The sequence below is a fragment of the Cryptosporangium minutisporangium genome (assembly GCF_039536245.1).
GTDB classification, from domain to species: Bacteria; Actinomycetota; Actinomycetes; order Mycobacteriales; family Cryptosporangiaceae; genus Cryptosporangium; species Cryptosporangium minutisporangium.
The window spans coordinates 157,831-175,726 of the sequence record NZ_BAAAYN010000047.1 but is presented as its reverse complement, the minus strand read 5'-3'; the positions used below and the strand labels follow the sequence as shown (position 1 = coordinate 175,726).

Genomic DNA, 17,896 nt, shown 5'->3' with positions numbered 1-17,896 from the left:
GGTCAGACCGGGTCGTCCGCCGGGGCGTCGGCGAGGGGCCAGCCGCCTGCGGCGAGCCGGGCCGAGACGCGGGCGACGTCCTCGGTCGACGCCTCGTCCAGCGTCGTCTCGTTGATCAGTTGCTCGACGTCCGCCGTGGTGATCTCCGCACCCAGGATCGCGAGCAGCGCGAGTTCGGAGGCGATCGCGTGGACCTCGTGGTCGGTCAGCTTGCGCCGCAGCAGGCCGAGCAGCGCGACGTAGTCCTGCCGTGGCACGCCACCGGGGTACCCGGCGCGCAGCCACTCCAGCGTGCGCGCGACGAAGTTCGAGCGCGATTCGCTCATCGGTCAGCCCTTGTCCCGGATCGTCGGGTAGACGTGCTCGAAGCTCAACTCCTTCCCCAGTCCGAACCCGACGACGTACGCGATGCCGAGCAGCACTGCCGCGACGACGAGCGCGAAGCAGGCGATCCCGAGCGCCCGACCGACCGGGTGCGGCCCCGCTGCCGCGGCTCCGGCGGCGTGTACCTCGGCCTCGCCGCCCTGGCCCCAGGCCATCGCGCGGATACCGAACGCGAACAGCGTCGGCAGGCCCGCGCCGAGCACGAGGCCGATCAGCAGAACCTTCCAGGCCGCCTCGAGCGCCAGTGACACGTTGTGCACGGTTCCTCCGATCAGACGGACGCGGGGGTGCGGTCGGACGGCGCGGGGGCTCCCTCGGCTCCGTCCCACTCGTCGTTGACGTTGCCGGCGTTGACCGGAGCGAGCCGCGAGCGCAGGTACATCGCGCCGGCCGCGGCGCAGAGCAGTCCGAACACGACGACGGCGCCGAGCAGCCCGCCGCCGAGCAGGTCGGCGATGAACCAGAGCAGGGCGCCGACCGTCGCCGCGCTGGGAATCGTGATCAGCCATGCGGTGACCATCCGGCCGGCGACCCGCCAGCGGACCGTGGCGCCGCGTTTGCCGATGCCGCTGCCGAGGATCGAGCCGGTCGCGACGTGCGTCGTGGAGAGCGCGAAGCCGAGGTTGCTGGAGGTGAGGATGACCGCGGCCGACGACGCCTCGGCGGCCATGCCCTGCGGCGACGCGATCTCGACCAGGCCCTTGCCGAGCGTGCGGATGATCCGCCAGCCGCCGAGGTACGTCCCGACCGCGATCGTGACCGCGCACGCCGCCTTCACCCAGAACGGAATGTTCTCGGTGTCGGTCCAGTGCCCGCTGGCGATCAGCGCCAGCGTGATGACGCCCATCGTCTTCTGGGCGTCGTTGGTGCCGTGCGCGAGCGCGACCAGCGAGGCCGATCCGATCTGGCCCCAGCGGAATCCGGTTTCGGTGTAGCGCTGGGCGACCCCGCGCACGACCGCGTAGATCAGCCAGGTCGCGGTGGCGGCGATCAGGCAGGCGATCACCGGGGACAGGACCGCAGGCAGGAGCACTTTCCCGACGACGCCGTCGAGCTTGCTGCCGTCCCCGTTCCAGTTGACGCCGGCCCAGCCGAGGCCGGCGATCGTGGCGCCGATCAAACCGCCGAACAGCGCGTGTGACGAACTGGAGGGCAGACCCAGCAGCCAGGTGAACAGGTTCCAGATGATGCCGCCGGCCAGCCCGGCGAGCACGATGAGCAGGAGCGCCTGGCCGCCGTCGGCGGCGAGCGAATCCTTGGGTGAGCCGTCGGAGTTCTGGATCGTCACGACGGCGTTCGTGACCGTGAGGGCGACCTCGACGGACAGGAACGCGCCGATCAGGTTGAGGATCCCGGCCAGCGTGACCGCGGTCTTCGGCCGCAACGCCCCGGTGGCGATGGACGTCGCCATCGCGTTCGCGGTGTCGTGGAAACCGTTGGTGAAGTCGAACGCCAAGGCGGTGATCACGACCAACACGAGAACAACTGTTGCAGTCGTCACAATTTACAGAGTGCGCGCGTCAACTACATGTTGACAGCATTCGCGTGCAGAGTGCATCCAGTGTTCGCCAAACGTTCACTTTCCGGGGGTTTAGCGGGCGAGAAGCCCGTCGGGAGCGACCAGATCGGCGTCGTTCGAGCAGTCGATTCGTTCCGGAAAGGCTCGCGGTAAGGATGTCGACAGCCGCCGAGCGCCATGTTAGCTTGTTGTTGCTTTCAACAACCAAACCCTGTGGGGGAACGCGGCGTGGTGAACGAGATGCTGCGGCCGAGCGCCCGGTCCGACGCCCGGCCGGAGGCCGCCGCGACGCCGCGGTTCATCGTTCCGGTGCTGGCCAGCGGTGGCCTGGTCGCCGCCGTGATGCAGACGATCGTCGTCCCGCTGATCCCGAGCCTGCCCAACCTGCTGGACGCGGCCCCCACCGACGCGACCTGGGTGATCACCGCGACGCTGCTCGCCGGCTCGGTCGCGACCCCGGTCGCCGGCCGGCTCGGGGACATGTTCGGCAAGCGCCGGATGATGCTGATCTCGCTCGGCCTGCTGGTCGTCGGTGCGGTCTTCTCCGCGCTCAGCAGCTCGCTGGCGCTGATGGTCGTCGGCCGGGTGCTGCAGGGCGCCGGTTCCGGGGCGATCCCCCTCGGCATCAGCCTGATGAAAGACATCCTCCCGGCGGAGAAGCAGGGCTCGGCGATCGCGTTCATGAGCTCGACGATGGGCACCGGTGCGGCGATCGGCCTGCCCGCCTCGGCGCTGGTCGCCGAACACCTCGACTGGCACGTGCTGTTCTGGGGCGCGGCCGCGATCGGCTTGCTCGCGCTGATCGCGGTGGCGGTCACCGTCCCGGAGTCGGGCCTGCGCCCCGGCGGCCGGTTCGACGTGTTCGGCATGCTCGGCCTCGCGGTGTGGCTGACCGCGCTGCTGCTGGTCATCTCGAAGGGGAACGCCTGGGGGTGGACCAGCGCCCCGATCCTCGGCCTCGCGGGGGTGGTCGCGGTCGTCGTCCCGGTGTGGGTGCTCTACGAGCTGCGCCGCTCCGGACCTCTGGTCGACCTGCGGACGACCATGCGCCGGCCGGTGCTGGTGACCAACCTCGCGTCGGTGATGATCGGATTCTCGATGTACGCCAGCGTGATGATCCTGCCGCAGCTGCTGCAAGCACCGACCAGCACCGGGTTCGGGCTCGGCCAGTCGATGCTGGCCGCCGGGCTGTGCATGGCGCCCAGCGGGCTGGTCATGCTGGTCGCGTCGCCGCTCTCCGCCCGGCTGTCGGCCGCCCGCGGGGCCCGGACGACGCTGATGGTCGGCGCCGGGGTGCTCGCAGCCGCGTTCGGGACCGCGTCGTTCCTCATGCACGCGACCTGGCAGGTCGTCCTCGTCGGCACGGTGACCGGGCTCGGCGTCGCGCTGGCCTACGCCGCGATGCCGACGCTGATCATGCAGAACGTGCCGCTCGGCGAGACCGCGGCGGCCAACGGCCTGAACACGCTGATGCGGTCGCTCGGCACCTCGCTCTCCAGCGCGGTGATGGCGGTGCTGCTCGCCGACGCGTTCCTGACCGACGGCGGCGGGGCGTTGCCGAGCGGGCTCGGCGCGTTCCGGCTGGCCTACGTGGTCGCGGCGGTCGCGGCGGCGACCGGCGCGCTGCTCTGCCTGCTGCTGCCCCGCCGTACGGACTGATCGGACGACGTATCGGGCGCGCCCCATACGTCGACAGCTGGACAGGTTCCTACGAGCTTCGGGGCGTGGCGAGGTAGTCGTGGAACCGCTCGTCGACCTGCTCCGGGGTGAGGCCGAAGTCGTCGAGCGTGTATCGGTGCGCGGGTTTGCGGGCGCCGGTCTTGGACTCCGCGTGCAGCGCCGCCATCGCGGCGCGGGCGTCGTCGGTCAGATCGAGGCCGAAGTGCGTGTACACCCGCTCGGCGGTGCCGATCGGGTCGGCGACGAAGTCTTCGTACTCGACGTCGTAGAACTGCGCCGCGTCGTACTTCGTCCGGTCGGCGCGGAACCGGTCGAGCCCGCGCGACCAGAGCTCGAGCTGGTCGTGGCCGACCACCTCACCCCGGAACACCGTCGACCAGCCCTCGCTGGCCGCCTGCGCGAGGCTGCACATCGACGCCATCCCGGTGCGCGGCGCGCGGTGGGTCTGGATCACCAGCGCGTCCGGGTACGCGGCGAACAGCGCGTCGAGCGCGAACAGGTGGCTCGGGTTCTTCAGCACCCAGCGCTTGCCCGCGTCGCGCACTCCGATCAACTGCAGGTTGCGCCGGTGCCGCTGGTAGGCCGCGAGCCAGTCGCGCTGCGCCAGCCAGGCCGAGTACCGGGGGAGGTGCGCCAGGCACTCGAACGAGATCGACTCCATCGACTGCCGGAGCAGCTGCCAGCACTCCTCCACCTGGTCGGCGGACATGTAGTGCAGGCCCATGAACTCCGGGTGCTCGACGTGGTGCTGCTCGAAGGCGGACTGCAGCCGCTGGTAGAGCGGGTTGTCGTCCCAGGTGTCACGGGGCGGGCGGGGCTGCGGCGCCTCGGTCAGCCACATCTCGAGGCCTTGGTGGGCCGGGTCGGCGGTGAGTAGCCGGTGGAGTGCGGTGGTGCCGGTGCGGGGCAGACCGGTGACGAAGATCGGCCGCTCGATCGGTACGGCCGCGTACTCCGGGTACTGCTTCCACGCCGTCTCACTCAGCAGCCGGGCGACCAGCGCGCCCCGGAGGAACGACCGCTTCACCGCGTTGCCGAGCGGCGTCAGCGCGGCATCCGCGGCGTACGACTCCAGCAGGACGGCCAAGCCCTCCTGGTAGTCGTCGTCGCCGAAGTCGGTGAGGCCGGTGATTTTCGTGGCCGAGGCGTGCAGATCCTCGACGGTGCCGACCCGTTCGCGGCCGACCATGGGTGCCTCCTCGTTGAGGTCAGTGGTTGGCCGCCGGCCAACGTGGTCAGTGGTGGAACTCGCCGCAGTTGACGTCGAGGCACTGGCCGGTGATGCCGCGGGCCATCGGCGAGGCGAGGAAGACGACCGCGTCCGCGATCTCGTCCGGCTCGGGCAGCCGGCGCAGATCGAGGTCGGCCGCGGTCTCGTCGTAGATGTCCTGCTGGGTGACGCCGCGCTGCTCGGCGAGGTAGTTGAAATACCACTTCAGGTTGTCGGCCCAGATGTAACCGGGGGCCACCGAGTTGACCCGGACACCGCGTGGGCCGAGCTCGGTGGCGAGGTTCTGCGCCAGTGCCAGCAGGCTGGCCTTGGCCATCTTGTAGGGGCCGAACGTGCGGCGGGAGTGCCGCAGGACGGCCGAGTTGATCATGACGACCGCGCCCGCGCTGTCCTGCAGCGCTGGGAGGAACCGCCGGGTGAGCGCGAGCGCGGCCAGCACATTGGTCTCGAAGCCACGCCGGATCCCGTCCAGGTCGACGTCGAGCAGATCTTCCAGCGGTGGGATCGCGAACGCGTTGTTCACCAACGCGTCGACCCGCCCGAACGCCGTCAGCGCACCTTCGACCAGCGCCTCGGTGTCGGACTCCGAGCGCACGTCGGTCCGGAACGTCACCGCCCGTCGCCCCAGCGCGGTGACTTCCTTCGCGACCTCGACCAGTCGGGCCTCGGTGCGGGCGGCCAGGACGACGTCCGCACCGGCCGCCGCGCTGCGCAGAGCGATCGACCGGCCCAGGCCCGGCCCGACTCCGGAGACGACGACGACCTTGTCGGTCAGGAGGCCGGTCATCCGAGCATCCTGACGGCGAACCCGTCCTGCCGGGCCGCGATCCGCGCGGCCCAGTCGGTCGGCGTGATGCGCTGGTCGGCGTGGAACGGCAGCCGCTCCGGCAGCTCGTCCACCGGAATCAGGTCGACGGTCGGGCCGTCCTCGGCGGTGAGTGCCTGCGACACCCGCTGCCAGCGGATCTGGACGAAGCCGCGGTCGTGGCCGGTGCGCTCCAGCCAGTTCGTCAGCCCGGGATTTCGCTCGCTGATCACGAACCGGATCCGTCCGTCCGGGTCCACCTTGGCCTGATCGGCGGTGAGGCTCGTCTGGTGGTTGACGTAGTCGAGCGAGACGTACCACCGGCTCCCGAGCTGCATTCCCTGGTACGGCACGTCGGCTTTCGGGACGGTGACCACCATCGCGACGTCGTCGGGAAGCTCGTAGTGCCCGACCGCGGAGTACTGGGTGGACAGGCCGCCCGGCGTGAGCCGGGGCTCGGTCATCGTGTTGACCGGCAGCTTCAGGTAGAACCACTCCGGGAACTGCAGCCAGGTGCGTAACCGGGAGAGCAGCATCTTCCCGGCCACCTGGTACCGCTTGCGCATCTGCTCGGCGGTGGGCGGGGTGGGTGCGGCGCCGGCCAGGCCGGCCCGGCGGATGCTCAGCACCCCGCGTTCCTCGGCGCCCCAGTCGCTGTAGACCTCGCGGACGGCGAGCATCGAGGCGCCCTTGGCCAGCGTCACGTAGTTGCGCCGCCCGGCCGCCGGCTCCGGACCGAACCGCAGCTCGAACGTCCCGTCGTCGGCGATGTCGATCGACCGGTCGTCGAACGCGGCCGGGCTGTCCGGCACCTCGGCGGGGGAGTAGTCACCGGACAGCACCTGGAAGCTCAGGTCGCGGGTGGTGCCCCGCCGCCCGGTGACGACGTACTCGGCGTCGTCCCGGAGGTTCGCGTGGAAGTAGAGCGTGTCCGGATTGTCCAGGCCCATCTTGTGATACGGCCCGGTCGACTCCGCGAAGAACGGGAAGTCGCGGTCGTACGCCCACGCCATGTGCAGGGACGCCTTGATGCTTCCGGCCAGGTACTCGTACCCCTCGAGCAGGTCCTGCTCGGTACGGACGTGCGGCGCGTCGGCGATGATCTTCTCGGCTTCGGCGATGGCGTCCGCAAACGGCTGCGTCAGCACCGGACCCCCTTCCACGAGGTGGACGAACACTAGAACGCGTTCTGATCAGCCGTCAACGTTCACGGGTTCGCTGTCGCGTCCGCCCAGCGGTTCGCGGTCAGCCGGAAGCTCGGCAGGTCGTCGAGTGACATCGACGCTTCGTAGGTGCGGGTGTAGCCGGTGCGGCTGATCCGCCACACTCCGTCGTCGCCGCGCCGGTAGGTGTCCTCGTAGAAGGCGGCGCCCTGGATGACGACCTTGTACTCCGGCGCGATGATCAGGTCGGAGAACCCCCAGGTGCCGGTCGCTTGATCGCCGTTCACCGAGAGCTCGGGCTGCCCCGCCAGGTGAACGCTGATCAGCCCGGGGCCGAGGTTCTTCCGCATGAACTCCACGATCGCGGTCCGGCCGGTCAGTAATAGGTTGTCACCGCCCATCGCGGGCGTGCCGTAGTCCGCGACCGCGTCCTCGGTCAGCGTGTCGGCTAGCTCGTCCCACAACTTGTGGTCGACGCTACGCAGGTAGCGGTACTTCAGCTGGCGGAGGTCCTCCAGCGTGAGCAGGTAGTCGAGTGTGCGGCTCTCCATGCCCCACAGCCTCCCGCTTACTTCACCTCAGCACAAGAACCTGTTCTAATTCGGAAGGCCACGCTCTTCCCGGAGGAGACCATGACGACCGGAACGTATGAGATGACGCACCTGGAGGCGCTGGAGGCCGAGTCGGTCCACATCGTCCGTGAGGTCGCGGCGACGTTCGAGCGTCCGGTGCTGCTGTTCTCCGGGGGCAAGGACTCCGTCGTGATGCTGCACCTCGCGGTGAAGGCCTTCTCGCCCGCTCCGCTGCCGTTCGGTGTCCTGCACGTCGACACCGGCCACAACTTCGACGAGGTCATCGCCTTCCGGGACGAGACCGTGCAGCGGCTCGGCGTCCGGTTGATCGTCGGGAAGGTCCAGGACGACATCGACAGCGGAGCCGCGGTCGAGGAACACGGACCGGCCGCCAGCCGCAACCGCCTGCAGACGACGACCCTGCTGCGGACGATCGCCGAGCACCGGTTCGACGCGGTGTTCGGTGGCGCCCGGCGGGACGAGGAGAAAGCGCGGGCGAAGGAGCGGGTGTTCAGCTTCCGCGACCGGTTCGGTCAGTGGGACCCGCGCGGGCAGCGCCCGGAGCTGTGGAATCTCTACAACGGCCGCCACCGCCCCGGCGAGCACATCCGGGTGTTCCCGCTGTCGAACTGGACCGAGCTGGACATCTGGCGCTACATCCGGGACGAGGGCATCGCGCTGCCGTCGCTCTACTACGCGCACCGCCGGCCGGTCGTCGCCCGGGACGGCATGCTGCTCGCGCACACCCGGTTCCTGACGCTGCTCGACGGCGAGGAGCCCGCCGAGGCCACGGTCCGGTTCCGCACGGTCGGCGACGCCACCTGCACCGGCTGCGTCACGTCGACGGCCGCCACCCCGGACGACGTGGTGGCCGAGATCGCCGCCAGCCGGATCACCGAGCGCGGCGCGACCAGGGCCGACGACCGGATCTCCGCGGCCGGCATGGAAGACCGCAAGCGGGAGGGGTACTTCTGATGTCGCGCGCACCCAGGACCCTGCGCATCGCCACCGCCGGCAGCGTCGACGACGGCAAGTCCACGCTGGTCGGCCGGCTGCTCTACGACTCGAAGTCGACGTTCACCGACCAGCTCGCCGCGGTCGAGCAGGCCAGCCGCGACCGCGGTGAGGAACTCAACCTCGCGCTGCTCACCGACGGGTTGCGGGCGGAGCGCGAGCAGGGCATCACGATCGACGTCGCCTACCGCTACTTCGCGACGCCGAAGCGCTCGTTCGTCGTCGCCGACACGCCGGGCCACGTCCAGTACACCCGGAACATGGTGACCGGGGCGTCCAACGCGGACCTGGCGCTGATCCTGGTGGACGCGGAGAAGGGGCTGACCGAGCAGTCGCGGCGGCACGCGTTCCTGGCCAGCCTGCTCGGCGTCCCGCACGTGGTGCTCTGCGTCAACAAGATGGACCTGGTCGGGTTCTCCGCCGAGCGGTTCGACGAGATCAGCGCCGACTTCGAGCGCTTCGCCGCCCGGCTGGACGTGCACGACCTCAGCGTCATCCCGGTCGCCGCACTGCACGGCGACAACGTCGTCCACCGCAGCGTGAACATGCCCTGGTACGAAGGGTTGCCGCTGCTGCACCACCTGGAGCAGGTCCACGTCGCGTCCGACCGGAACCTGATCGACGTCCGGTTCCCGGTGCAGTACGTGATCCGCTCCGGGGACTTCCGCGGTTATTCCGGCACGCTCGGCGGCGGGGTCATGCGGGCGGGGGACGAGGTCGTCGCGCTACCGAGCGGGTTCGCGACCACCGTCCGGGCGATCTGGGCGCCGGGCGGCATCCGGCTGGAGGAAGCGTTCGCGCCCCAGGCGGTCACGCTGGAACTCGCCGACGACCTCGACGTCGGCCGGGGTGACCTGCTGTGCCGGCCGGGGAACCGGCCGCACGTGGGGTCTGACCTCGACGCGATGCTCTGCTGGTTCGCCGAGCGCAGCGCGCTGACGGTCGGTGGCCGGTACGTCCTGCGGCACACCACCCTCCAGACGCGGGCGCAGGTCAGCGCATTGGAGTACCGCTTGGACGTGAACACGCTGCATCGGGATCCGGCCGCGACCGACCTGCGGCTCAACCAGATCGGCCGGGTGCGTCTGCACACGCAGCAGCCGCTGGCGTTCGACCCGTACCGGCGCAACCGGGCGACCGGCGGCTTCATCCTGGTCGACGAGGTGACGAACGAGACCGTCGCGGCCGGGATGCTCACCGGACCGGCGGCTCCGCCCCTGCCCGCATCGTCCGCCGCGGTGCCGGCCCGGTCCCCCTCGGTGACATCGCCGACGGTGACAACATCGCCTGCGGTGACGTGGCACGCCTCCGGGGTGACACGCGCCGAACGTGAATCGCGCGGAGCCACCGTGTGGCTCACCGGACTGCCGGCGTCGGGGAAGTCGTCGGTCGCGGTCGAGCTGGAGCGGCGCCTGGTCGCCGCCGGGCGCCCCGCCTACCTGCTCGACGGGGACAACCTGCGGCACGGGCTCTGTGCCGACCTGGGCTTCACCCCGGCCGACCGGGCCGAGAACGTGCGCCGGGTGGGCGAGGTCGCCAGGCTGTTCGCGGACGCCGGCACGGTGGCCGTGGTATCGCTGGTGAGTCCGTACCGCGCCGACCGGGACGCGGTGCGGGCGGGGCACCGGGCCGCCGGCCTGCCGTTCGTCGAGGTGTTCGTGGACACCCCGGTCGACGTCTGTGCGGCGCGCGATCCGAAGGGGCTCTACGCGCGCGGCGAGCCCGGCTTGACCGGCGTTGACGCGCCCTACGAGCCGCCGGAGTCACCGGACCTGGTGCTCCGCCCGTCCGACGGCGATCCGACGACGATGGCCGCCCTCGTCGCCGCTCTTCTGGTGACTCCGCCATCCGGGCTACCTGAATAGCGTGACTGGCGAGCGGATGAGTGTGCACTGTGAAAAGTGACACGACTTTGTGTTCATGCGTTCGATTCCACGGTCAATCTTCCGCGAATATTGCGTCGAGCGACCCGACTGCTACGCTCGGTGCGTTCCGGTAATTGCTTGCAGCGAAATTGTGGCGCGCTGCGGCAGGGATGCTCGTCGCACGGTGGGGGCCGCTGTGATGGAGATCGACTACCGCACTACTTTGGACGACTGTCCGTTCTGCGCGGCCTATTGCGAGGAGGGGGAGGCGCTTCCCTGGTACGACACGCCGCTTTTTCGTCGTGACGGTACCGCGGTGGCGATCGCGGCTGTGGGGTCGTTGGTGCCCGGTTACGTACTCGCTGCCCCGGCCCGGCACGCGCCGTCCGTGCGTCGCCTGCCGAGTCCGGACAAGGTCACGTTCCTGCAGTTCGTGACCGAGGTGCGGCGTCGGGTGGAGGACTGTCTCGGCCCGGCGACGCTCTTCGAGCACGGTTCGTGCGAGGAGGCGTGTCGGCGCCGGTCGGCCTGTTTGGTGCACTCGCACGTCCACATAGTTCCCGGCCACTATTCATTCACGGCGCTCGAACTCCCTGTGGATTGTTACCCGACGTTAGCTGAGGCGGTGCATACTGCCCCGGGTGATTCCGCCGAGGGTTATCTCCTGTATCAGGAGCCCGGCGGAGCCGTCTGTCTCGCTTCAGATCCCGGAGTCTCCCAGTTTTTCCGTCGTCGCATTGCTCATGTACTCGGGCGGCCGCAGGAATGGGACTACGCGGTGTGTCCCGGATGGGAAAACCTGCGTAAGACCCACGAGGGGCTTCAATCCGAACCGTGCGGCACCCCGCGTTCATCCCCGCCAACGCTGGCGTCGAGCGCCTGATCGATTGAGGAACATGCTTAACACCTCGGTCCACTTCCCGGATCAACTCGCGTTCTGGAACGACTGGCACGCACGGCGCGGTGCGACCGGAGACGATCCGGGCCACCGCGAGTCCCGCCGTGTCTTCCTCGACCTGCTCGCCGAGTCTGCGTCGCGCCGGGTGCTGGACCTCGGCTGCGGTCAGGGCCATGACGTCGCCGCCTTTGCCCAGGGCGGTCTCGATGCCCACGGACTGGACTATTCGCCGGTGGCGGTCCGACAGGCGCGGGAGGCGCTGCGACGGGTCGGTGGTTCGGACGCGCACGGCCGAGTCCGCTGCCATGACCTGGTCGAGCCGCTGCCCTATGCGGACCGGGCCTTCGACGGGATCTTCAGCCATTTGGCGATCCAGTACTTCGACGAGCCGACCACCCAGGCCATCTGCCTGGAGGCCGCCCGTGTGCTGCGGCCGGGTGGCGTGCTGGTGCTCGTCGTCAAGTCGGTTGACGACCCGTACTGCGGCCAGGGAGACCGGCTCGCGCATCACACGTGGTTGCGTAAGGGCCGCATCCGACGATTCTTCACCGAGCACGAACTCAAGGACCTGCTGGCCGACTGGGCGATCGACCGTATCGACTCCTACTCCGGGCAGTACGCCAGCCCCGAGCAGAGCCACTTCCTCCGTCTGGTCGCACGTCGCTCGTTTTGACCTCCAGCACGCACCGCACAGGAGACACTCCGTGGAGTGAGTGATCGCGGAGGCTTACCCACTCTCGACTTCGGCGAGGTCGACGCCTGCGTGGAGCGCGCGCTCGGGCTGCTGCGGCACACGTACCGGAGCAGCCCAGGAAGTGCCGGTTGGTATCACCGGCTCGACGCCGATCAGCCGGGACCGTCCGCGACCGCAGCCGGGCTCGCCGCCTTCCTCGTGTTCGGGCGAGACTTCGACCCCCTCCCGGCTGCGCTCGCGTTCCTCCGCGAACGTCAGATCACGGCCGCAGATCCGACGCTCGACCGCGGCTGGGCGGTGAACACCAGCGTCGGCCGACCGGTGACTGAGGCGACGGCCCTGGTGACGTGGCTGCTGCACCGGGCCGGTCTCGCGTTCGCGGCCGACGGTCCGGACCTTCGCCGTGCCGGTCGCTGGCTGCTCTTCAATCAGAACGCTGACGGCGGCTGGGGATCGTTCCGGGGGCAGTCCTCCCGGATCTGGCTGACGGCCATGGCGATCCGCGCCTTGACGGTTGCGGAGCCGTTCGACCCAGGTGTGCGGTCCGGCGTCGAGTGGTTGCTCCAGAGCCGTGATCTCCGGGCCCGGGCGTGGGGCGAGGTGCCGGGTGGACCACCGACCGTGACCCATACCGCGATCGTGCTCACGACCCTCGCCGACCTGCAGCTGCGGCGCCGGCGCGAGGACGTGACCGACGCACTCGCGGCGGGATACGCCTGGCTCGCCGGGAACGTGAAGACTGGCCGCATCCACGACGAGGACGCGAGGACTGAGGAGTACAACGTGTCGCTGGCGGAGGACAACGTCAAGGGTTTCACCTGGCAGAGCACGGTGTGGCATCCCGGTCTTCCGTATGCACTCTCCGCGCTGACCCGCGCGCCGGACGGGGTGCGGCTCGATCTCGTCGTGCAGAGTGTTCGGACGATCCTCGCCACCCAAAGCCTGGACGGACGGTGGCCCGGCGGGGACAGCGTCGCGAGCCGGTCGATGTGGACCGTGTGGCCGTTCCTCGAGGCGCTCGCGGACGTCCGCCGACTCGTCCCCGGCGGGTCGACGGACGTGCTGCGCGTTCTGTCTCCGAGCACGGTGTTGCTGCAGCGAGGACGGAACCGGCCGGCCACGGCGGTGCTCGCCCGGGCAGCGATCGGTGACGGAGCCCGGTGGTTGGCGCGGCGATGGGCCGTCGGACTGCTCGGCGTCGTAGTGCTGCTCGGCGGTGCCTTGGTCTGGCTCGGGCGGTTGGCCTGGCACGAGTACGCGCTCAGCATGATCTTTCCGGTGCTTCTGCTCTTCGTTCAACTGCTACTGGGTCGGCGGGGGCCGCCGACCTGACCGCAGTAGCGTGCCAAGCTCCTGTACCGCTCGGTGTTCGTCCGGGACGATTGCAGTGGCGTGGAAGCGCAGCCACGGTCGTCGTTCGTACCCGGTGTCGCCGACCCAGACAACGGACGGGATCTCCCAGAGGTACGCGTAAGTCAGCTCGCAGACGCAACCGATGTAGTTGCGGTTCGGGATCGTCATGTCCATCAGGACTGCGTCGCAGGTGCGCAGCGTGCGGAGATCCGAGGCCACGAGATCGCCCGGCGAGGGATCGAGCGGACTCAGATCCCAGACGGCGACCGGATCGACCAGCTCCGCGCCGAGCGGCCGCAGACGCGCGGCCAGCGTCGCGCCCTGAGCCAGGACCGCCGGCCGCGACAGCTCGTCGACCGCTCGCGCGAAGTACACCCGGTAGGGGCGGGACACGGGCCCTAGTTCGGTGCGGCGGGGACGATCGTGCGGAGGTCGTCGAGGGGCGTCCCGAGGAGAGCCGCTTGCACCTCGGCCAGTAACTGCTCGTGGCTGAGCCGGCCTCCGGCGAGCAGCGCCTCGGTCGCCCCCGCACCGCGGAACCCCACCAGCCCGAGCGCGAGCACGCCGGTGGTGATCACCAGGAGGCCGTACCGCTCGCGGATCGCCTGGGCCACCAGTAGGGCCCTGGCCAGCTCCGGCGAGAACAGGGCGTCGCCCCGGTACGCGGGCCGGGGAGCGCTGTCGGAACGGCGGGGGTCGATCGTGCGGAAGACCCCGCTCTCGAGCTTGAGGCTCTCCGGTGGGCCGGTCAGCTGCCAGACACGGTCCCAGCCGGCGGAAGGGTCGGCCCGGATCAGCGCGCCGAGCGTCTCGGCGGTGTGCAGGTCACTGCCGGGGAACCGCCCCTCGCAGGCCAGGCGCAGCGCCTCGACGACCGCCGGTGCGAACACCGAGTCGTCGTCCCAGCGGGTCGGCTCGGTCGGCTGCCAGACCGCGGGATCGGCCAGTTGCTGCCACGGGGTTTGGGTTGCGAGGTAGGTCAGGTAATTGGCCCGCCGAGCGATCGTCGTCGCGGACGGGGCCACGCTCTCGGCGAGGCAGAGGTAGCGGCCCTCGATCCACCAGTCGGGGTGGACCTGCGCCGGGATCGTCTCGATGACCCGGTCCAGGATTTGTGCGGCGCGGGTCGGCGGGGTCGGCTCGAAGATGTGCACGTCGCCGCGCTCGTCGAGCGAGATGTCGCGCATCGAGAGTTCCTTGAGCGTGGCGTAGGGCACCGTGGCAGGCAGCGGGACCTGCCACACCGTCAGCACCGGATCGCCCATCAGCGGACGCCGGCGCGCCCGGTCGTAGACCGTGCACTCGATACCGTTCACGGTGGCGACGAGTACGCCCTCGCCGGTGGTGGTCGTGGCGCCGGTGGGGACCCCGATCAGGTGCGCGATCGACTTCGGGCCGGGCACGGGGATCTCAGCGGTGTCCAGGTAGCGCCAGCCGTTGGACTTCGCCAAGCTCCGGCGGCGTCCGAACCAGCGGGGAGCGGGCAGCTGCCGGTGCAGCGTCCGCCAGATGCTGACCAGCGCGGCCTCGAACGCGATCACGGCGCCGGTCACCACGACGAAGTGCACGTCGGTCCAGCGGTTCACCTCGACCATCAGGCACAGTCCCGCGATCCCAGCGAAGATCCCGGCGACGATACGCAGCGGCGGGAACCGCAGCGCCAGTCCGGCGAGGACCAGCGCGACGGTGAGGAAGCCGCCGACGAGCGAGAAGCCGATCGGCAGCCCGAAGCCCCGGTTGGTGACGAAGCTGAAGAAGAGAGCCGCGAACAGCCCGGCGACGCCGAGGACGGCCGCGGCGCCCCGGTACGCCTGCCGCTCCTCGTCCTTCTCCGTGAACCCGGCGATCTCGAAGTCGACCGGCCGCTGCCAGCGGGTGAGCGTCTCAGCGAGCTGTTCCCGGACACCCTCGTTCTCGGCGGTGAACTCGACGCGCGTCTGCCGCCCGTCGAGCAGGTGGATCACGGCCTCGTGCGGGTCCTTGCCCTGCACGGCCGTGGTCACCATGCGGTCGACCTCGGTCCAGGTCGCGGCCTGGACGTCGCGGTTGTGCGTCCAGACCAGGCCGTTGCGGAACACGTACACCGCGCGGAAGCCGCTGAGCAGCTGGAGGAAGGCGTACCCGACGACGAACAGCGCGCCGAAGATCACCAGGATCCAGAGGATCGCGACGATCCGGGCCGCCCACATGCGACCCATCCAGGAGAGCCCCCAGGCGACGCCGAACAGCAGCCCGGCGAAGACCAGGAACCCGAGGAAGTTCACGATCGGGTTCGTACCGGTGGCGACCCGGTCGAAGTCCCCGAGGCCTCGGGCGCCGGCCGCCGTCACGACCCGGCTCGGCGGCGCGGCCGAGGGCTGCTCGCGTACCCCGGCCGGCTCGTCGGATGGCGCGGCGGCGGGCTGAGCGGCGTCCGGGCCCATGAACCTCTCCAGTGCTCGGTGACGAGGTCGCGCGTGAGCTTATGACGGTCACGGATGCCGAGGGGTTCGATTCGTGTCCTACGCCCCCGTCGACGCCCCGGTCGAGAAGGGCGCCTGCTCCCTACGCCACCCGCAGCGAGGTGACGTCCACGGGACGCTTGGGCTTGCCGTCACCCGGGCCGAACGCGCCAGGCTCCACGACGCCCGCCTCCGCGGCCTCCAGGATCAGGTCCAGGCCTTTGGTGACCGTGCCCACCACGGTGTATAGCGGATCCAGCAAGGCATCGTCGAAGCCCTGGTAGACGATGAAGAACTGGCTGCCGACCGAGTTCGGCTCCGTCGTCGTCGCCATCGCGACCGTGCCGGCCGGGTACCGCGATTCCCGGTCGGTGGGGAGGTTCTCGGTGCCGTACCGGTAGCTCGGGCCGCCGGTGCTGTCGCCGAACGGATCTCCGCACTGCAGCACATAGATCGTCTGCGTCACCAGCCGGTGGCACGAGGTACGGTCGTAGAAGCGCTTCCCGGCCAGGTACGCGAAGCTGTTGGCGGTGCAAGGCGCCGCAGTCCGGTCGATCGTGAACTCGATCGTGCCGAGGCTCGTCACCATCGTCGCGGTGCGGGTCCCGGTCGTCGGGACGTCCGTCGCCGGCGGCCGCCCGACCTCCTTGACCCTGCCGTTGCTGTCGTCGGCGGCCAGATAGGTGCAGTTCGTGGGTCCGGACGCCGGGACACGGCTCCTCGCAGTGGTCGTGGCTTCGGTGGCGCTCGGAGTGCCCGCCGCGTCGGCTGTGCCTCCGTCGTCGCCGGCGAACTGCACGATCAGGACGGACACCAGGACCACCACCACGGTGGTCGCCGCGAGCACTGCGGCCGTCCAGGCGGCGGTGGTCCTCCGCGAGGACGGTGGTCGGAACCCCGGCGCGCCCAGCCCGGACGGCTTCGCCGGGTAGGCGTGCGGAACCTGACCCGGGACGGGGGTCCCGGCCGGGTTCTCCGGGCCCGGGGCTGTGGGGCTGAGCAGGTCGACGGCGACCGCGCCCTGCGCCACCACGAACTCGGGGTTCGCGGCGACCGTCGGCGCGATCCCGAACCGCTGGTGTAGCAGTGGGGCCGCGAGCGGCATCCGGCGCACGTCGCCGACCAGGAAGATTCCCGCGATCCCGGCCGGTGGCAGGCCCGCGGCACGCACCGCGGTGTCCGTCGCGCTGACGGTCGGGTCGATGTCCGGTCCGTCTGGATCGGCGACGTGCTCCGCTGCGGCGACCGCGAGCCTGCCCGCGGTCCGCCGGACGACCGTGGCATCGAGCGTGCCGCTGCCGACGTCGTAGACGACGACGCCGCGCCCGTCGTCGAGAGGGATGCGGGTCAGCGTCAGGAAACTGGCGGCCGCGGCCACCGGCGCCGGCACCAGCACGGGGACGGGGACCCCGGCGAGCACCGCCGCCTGCTCCAGCACCTCCTGTCGGGGCTGGTGCCAGGTCGCGGGGTAGGTGAGGACGACGTGGCCGGGCTCCTCTCCGGCGATCCGCCGCGCCTCGTCCATCACCCGAGCGAGCACCGCAGCGACGAGGTGGGTCACCGGCAGTTCGCGCCCACCGAGCACCACCGTGCCGTCGTCGATCCGCCGCTTCGGGTGCGGTTCGCAGCCCTCAGGCCGTACCTGGGCGGCGTGCTGGGCGTCCCGGCCGGTCAGGAACTGCCCGGCGGGCCCGAAGTGGACCGCGGACGGCAGCAGCGGCGAGCCGTTGAACACCAACATCTCGGTGCGGCCGTCGGCGTGGCGGAGCGCCGCGACCGTGTTCACCGTTCCGAAGTCGATACCGAGCACAGATCCGCGGCGTTGCATGGCTCGGAGGGTAACGATCGACGTCGAGGTCGATCCAGACGCTGATCAGGCTCGGCGATCCAGACTCTCGGGGCCCTTCGCAGGGCCGGGCCGATGTCCGCGGGATACCGGACCTCCTTGCCGTAGCCGCCGAGCATCTGTCCGGGTGGGGTGAACGCTGTCCGAGACCATCGCCTTCAAACTGGGCCGAGCCGGGGTGCGTATGTCGTATTCGGACCCTCCGATCGCCGCTGCACTGCCGCGTCGCGATCTGCTCGAAGCCGAGACCCCAACCACGGCGCCCCCCGGATCCCCAGCCGAGGCATCCGGCGCGGTCTGAGGGGCGCCGAACGACACCCAAGTCCGTTCTATCCCCGGCCGTCACGATGAGGAAATATCCGTTTAAGGCGCCTTGTGTAGTTATCCTGGTCGGGGCTGAGTCCGCGGAGACTCTGCCGTGGCGAACGGGC

Annotated in this window: 16 protein-coding genes; 6 read left to right on the top strand and 10 right to left on the bottom strand. The window is 70.2% G+C overall.

Annotated elements, in window-relative coordinates:
• Positions 1-2 precede the first annotated feature (2 nt).
• Genes ABEB28_RS33655 through ABEB28_RS33645 form a run of 3 tightly spaced genes read right to left on the bottom strand, consistent with a single transcriptional unit; the run spans position 3 to position 1,885 of the window.
• Positions 3-326, bottom strand: coding sequence for a DUF3349 domain-containing protein (locus ABEB28_RS33655; RefSeq protein ID WP_345732294.1), 324 nt, complete (start codon positions 324-326; stop codon positions 3-5).
• Between the two features lie 3 nt (positions 327-329).
• On the bottom strand, positions 330-644 hold the full coding sequence (locus ABEB28_RS33650) for a hypothetical protein (RefSeq protein ID WP_345732293.1): 315 nt from the start codon (positions 642-644) through the stop codon (positions 330-332).
• Between the two features lie 11 nt (positions 645-655).
• Complete coding sequence (locus ABEB28_RS33645) at positions 656-1,885, bottom strand: inorganic phosphate transporter (RefSeq protein WP_345732292.1); 1,230 nt, start codon at positions 1,883-1,885, stop codon at positions 656-658.
• Between the two features lie 246 nt (positions 1,886-2,131).
• Between ABEB28_RS33645 and ABEB28_RS33640 the strand changes: the two genes are divergently transcribed.
• Positions 2,132-3,562 (top strand): MFS transporter, encoded by a 1,431-nt coding sequence (locus tag ABEB28_RS33640; protein ID WP_345732291.1) that lies wholly within the window; start codon positions 2,132-2,134, stop codon positions 3,560-3,562.
• Positions 3,563-3,611: 49 nt separating this feature from the next.
• Here ABEB28_RS33640 and ABEB28_RS33635 read toward each other — a convergent pair whose 3' ends face one another.
• From ABEB28_RS33635 to ABEB28_RS33620, 4 genes are read right to left on the bottom strand one after another with little or no spacing between them, the layout of a single operon-like run.
• Entirely contained in the window at positions 3,612-4,772 is a 1,161-nt protein-coding gene (locus ABEB28_RS33635; RefSeq protein ID WP_345732290.1) for a sulfotransferase family protein, read from the bottom strand.
• Between the two features lie 46 nt (positions 4,773-4,818).
• Entirely contained in the window at positions 4,819-5,601 is a 783-nt protein-coding gene (locus ABEB28_RS33630) for an SDR family oxidoreductase (RefSeq protein WP_345732289.1), read from the bottom strand.
• Positions 5,598-6,767, bottom strand: a complete 1,170-nt coding sequence (locus ABEB28_RS33625) for a hypothetical protein (RefSeq protein WP_345732288.1) — start codon at positions 6,765-6,767, stop codon at positions 5,598-5,600. Before ABEB28_RS33625 ends, ABEB28_RS33630 begins: the two co-directional genes overlap by 4 nt.
• 59 nt (positions 6,768-6,826) lie before the next feature.
• Complete coding sequence (locus ABEB28_RS33620; protein WP_345732287.1) at positions 6,827-7,333, bottom strand: nuclear transport factor 2 family protein; 507 nt, start codon at positions 7,331-7,333, stop codon at positions 6,827-6,829.
• Between the two features lie 81 nt (positions 7,334-7,414).
• Here ABEB28_RS33620 and cysD point away from each other — a divergent pair, with 81 nt between their 5' ends.
• From cysD to ABEB28_RS33595, 5 genes are all read left to right on the top strand, one after another.
• A complete protein-coding gene (gene cysD, locus ABEB28_RS33615; protein WP_345732286.1) occupies positions 7,415-8,329 on the top strand; it encodes a sulfate adenylyltransferase subunit CysD in 915 nt (304 codons plus the stop codon).
• Positions 8,329-10,233 (top strand): adenylyl-sulfate kinase, encoded by a 1,905-nt coding sequence (gene cysC / locus ABEB28_RS33610; protein ID WP_345732285.1) that lies wholly within the window; start codon positions 8,329-8,331, stop codon positions 10,231-10,233. Before cysD ends, cysC begins: the two co-directional genes overlap by 1 nt.
• 199 nt (positions 10,234-10,432) lie before the next feature.
• Complete coding sequence (locus ABEB28_RS33605; protein WP_345732284.1) at positions 10,433-11,116, top strand: HIT family protein; 684 nt, start codon at positions 10,433-10,435, stop codon at positions 11,114-11,116.
• A gap of 13 nt (positions 11,117-11,129) precedes the next feature.
• Positions 11,130-11,804: a class I SAM-dependent methyltransferase gene (locus ABEB28_RS33600; RefSeq protein WP_345732283.1), complete on the top strand. Its 675-nt coding sequence runs from the start codon at positions 11,130-11,132 to the stop codon at positions 11,802-11,804.
• A 36-nt stretch (positions 11,805-11,840) separates the two neighbouring features.
• Positions 11,841-13,157: a prenyltransferase/squalene oxidase repeat-containing protein gene (locus ABEB28_RS33595; RefSeq protein WP_345732282.1), complete on the top strand. Its 1,317-nt coding sequence runs from the start codon at positions 11,841-11,843 to the stop codon at positions 13,155-13,157.
• Here the strand turns inward: ABEB28_RS33595 and ABEB28_RS33590 are convergent.
• The 3 genes from ABEB28_RS33590 to ABEB28_RS33580 all read right to left on the bottom strand — a co-directional run bounded on the left by ABEB28_RS33590 (position 13,128) and on the right by ABEB28_RS33580 (position 17,447).
• A complete protein-coding gene (locus ABEB28_RS33590) occupies positions 13,128-13,571 on the bottom strand; it encodes a hypothetical protein (RefSeq protein ID WP_345732281.1) in 444 nt (147 codons plus the stop codon). The genes ABEB28_RS33595 and ABEB28_RS33590 overlap by 30 nt on opposite strands.
• A gap of 5 nt (positions 13,572-13,576) precedes the next feature.
• Positions 13,577-15,601, bottom strand: coding sequence for a hypothetical protein (locus ABEB28_RS33585; RefSeq protein ID WP_345732280.1), 2,025 nt, complete (start codon positions 15,599-15,601; stop codon positions 13,577-13,579).
• 121 nt (positions 15,602-15,722) lie between these two features.
• Positions 15,723-17,447, bottom strand: a complete 1,725-nt coding sequence (locus ABEB28_RS33580; protein ID WP_345732279.1) for a peptidylprolyl isomerase — start codon at positions 17,445-17,447, stop codon at positions 15,723-15,725.
• Positions 17,448-17,896 lie beyond the last annotated feature (449 nt).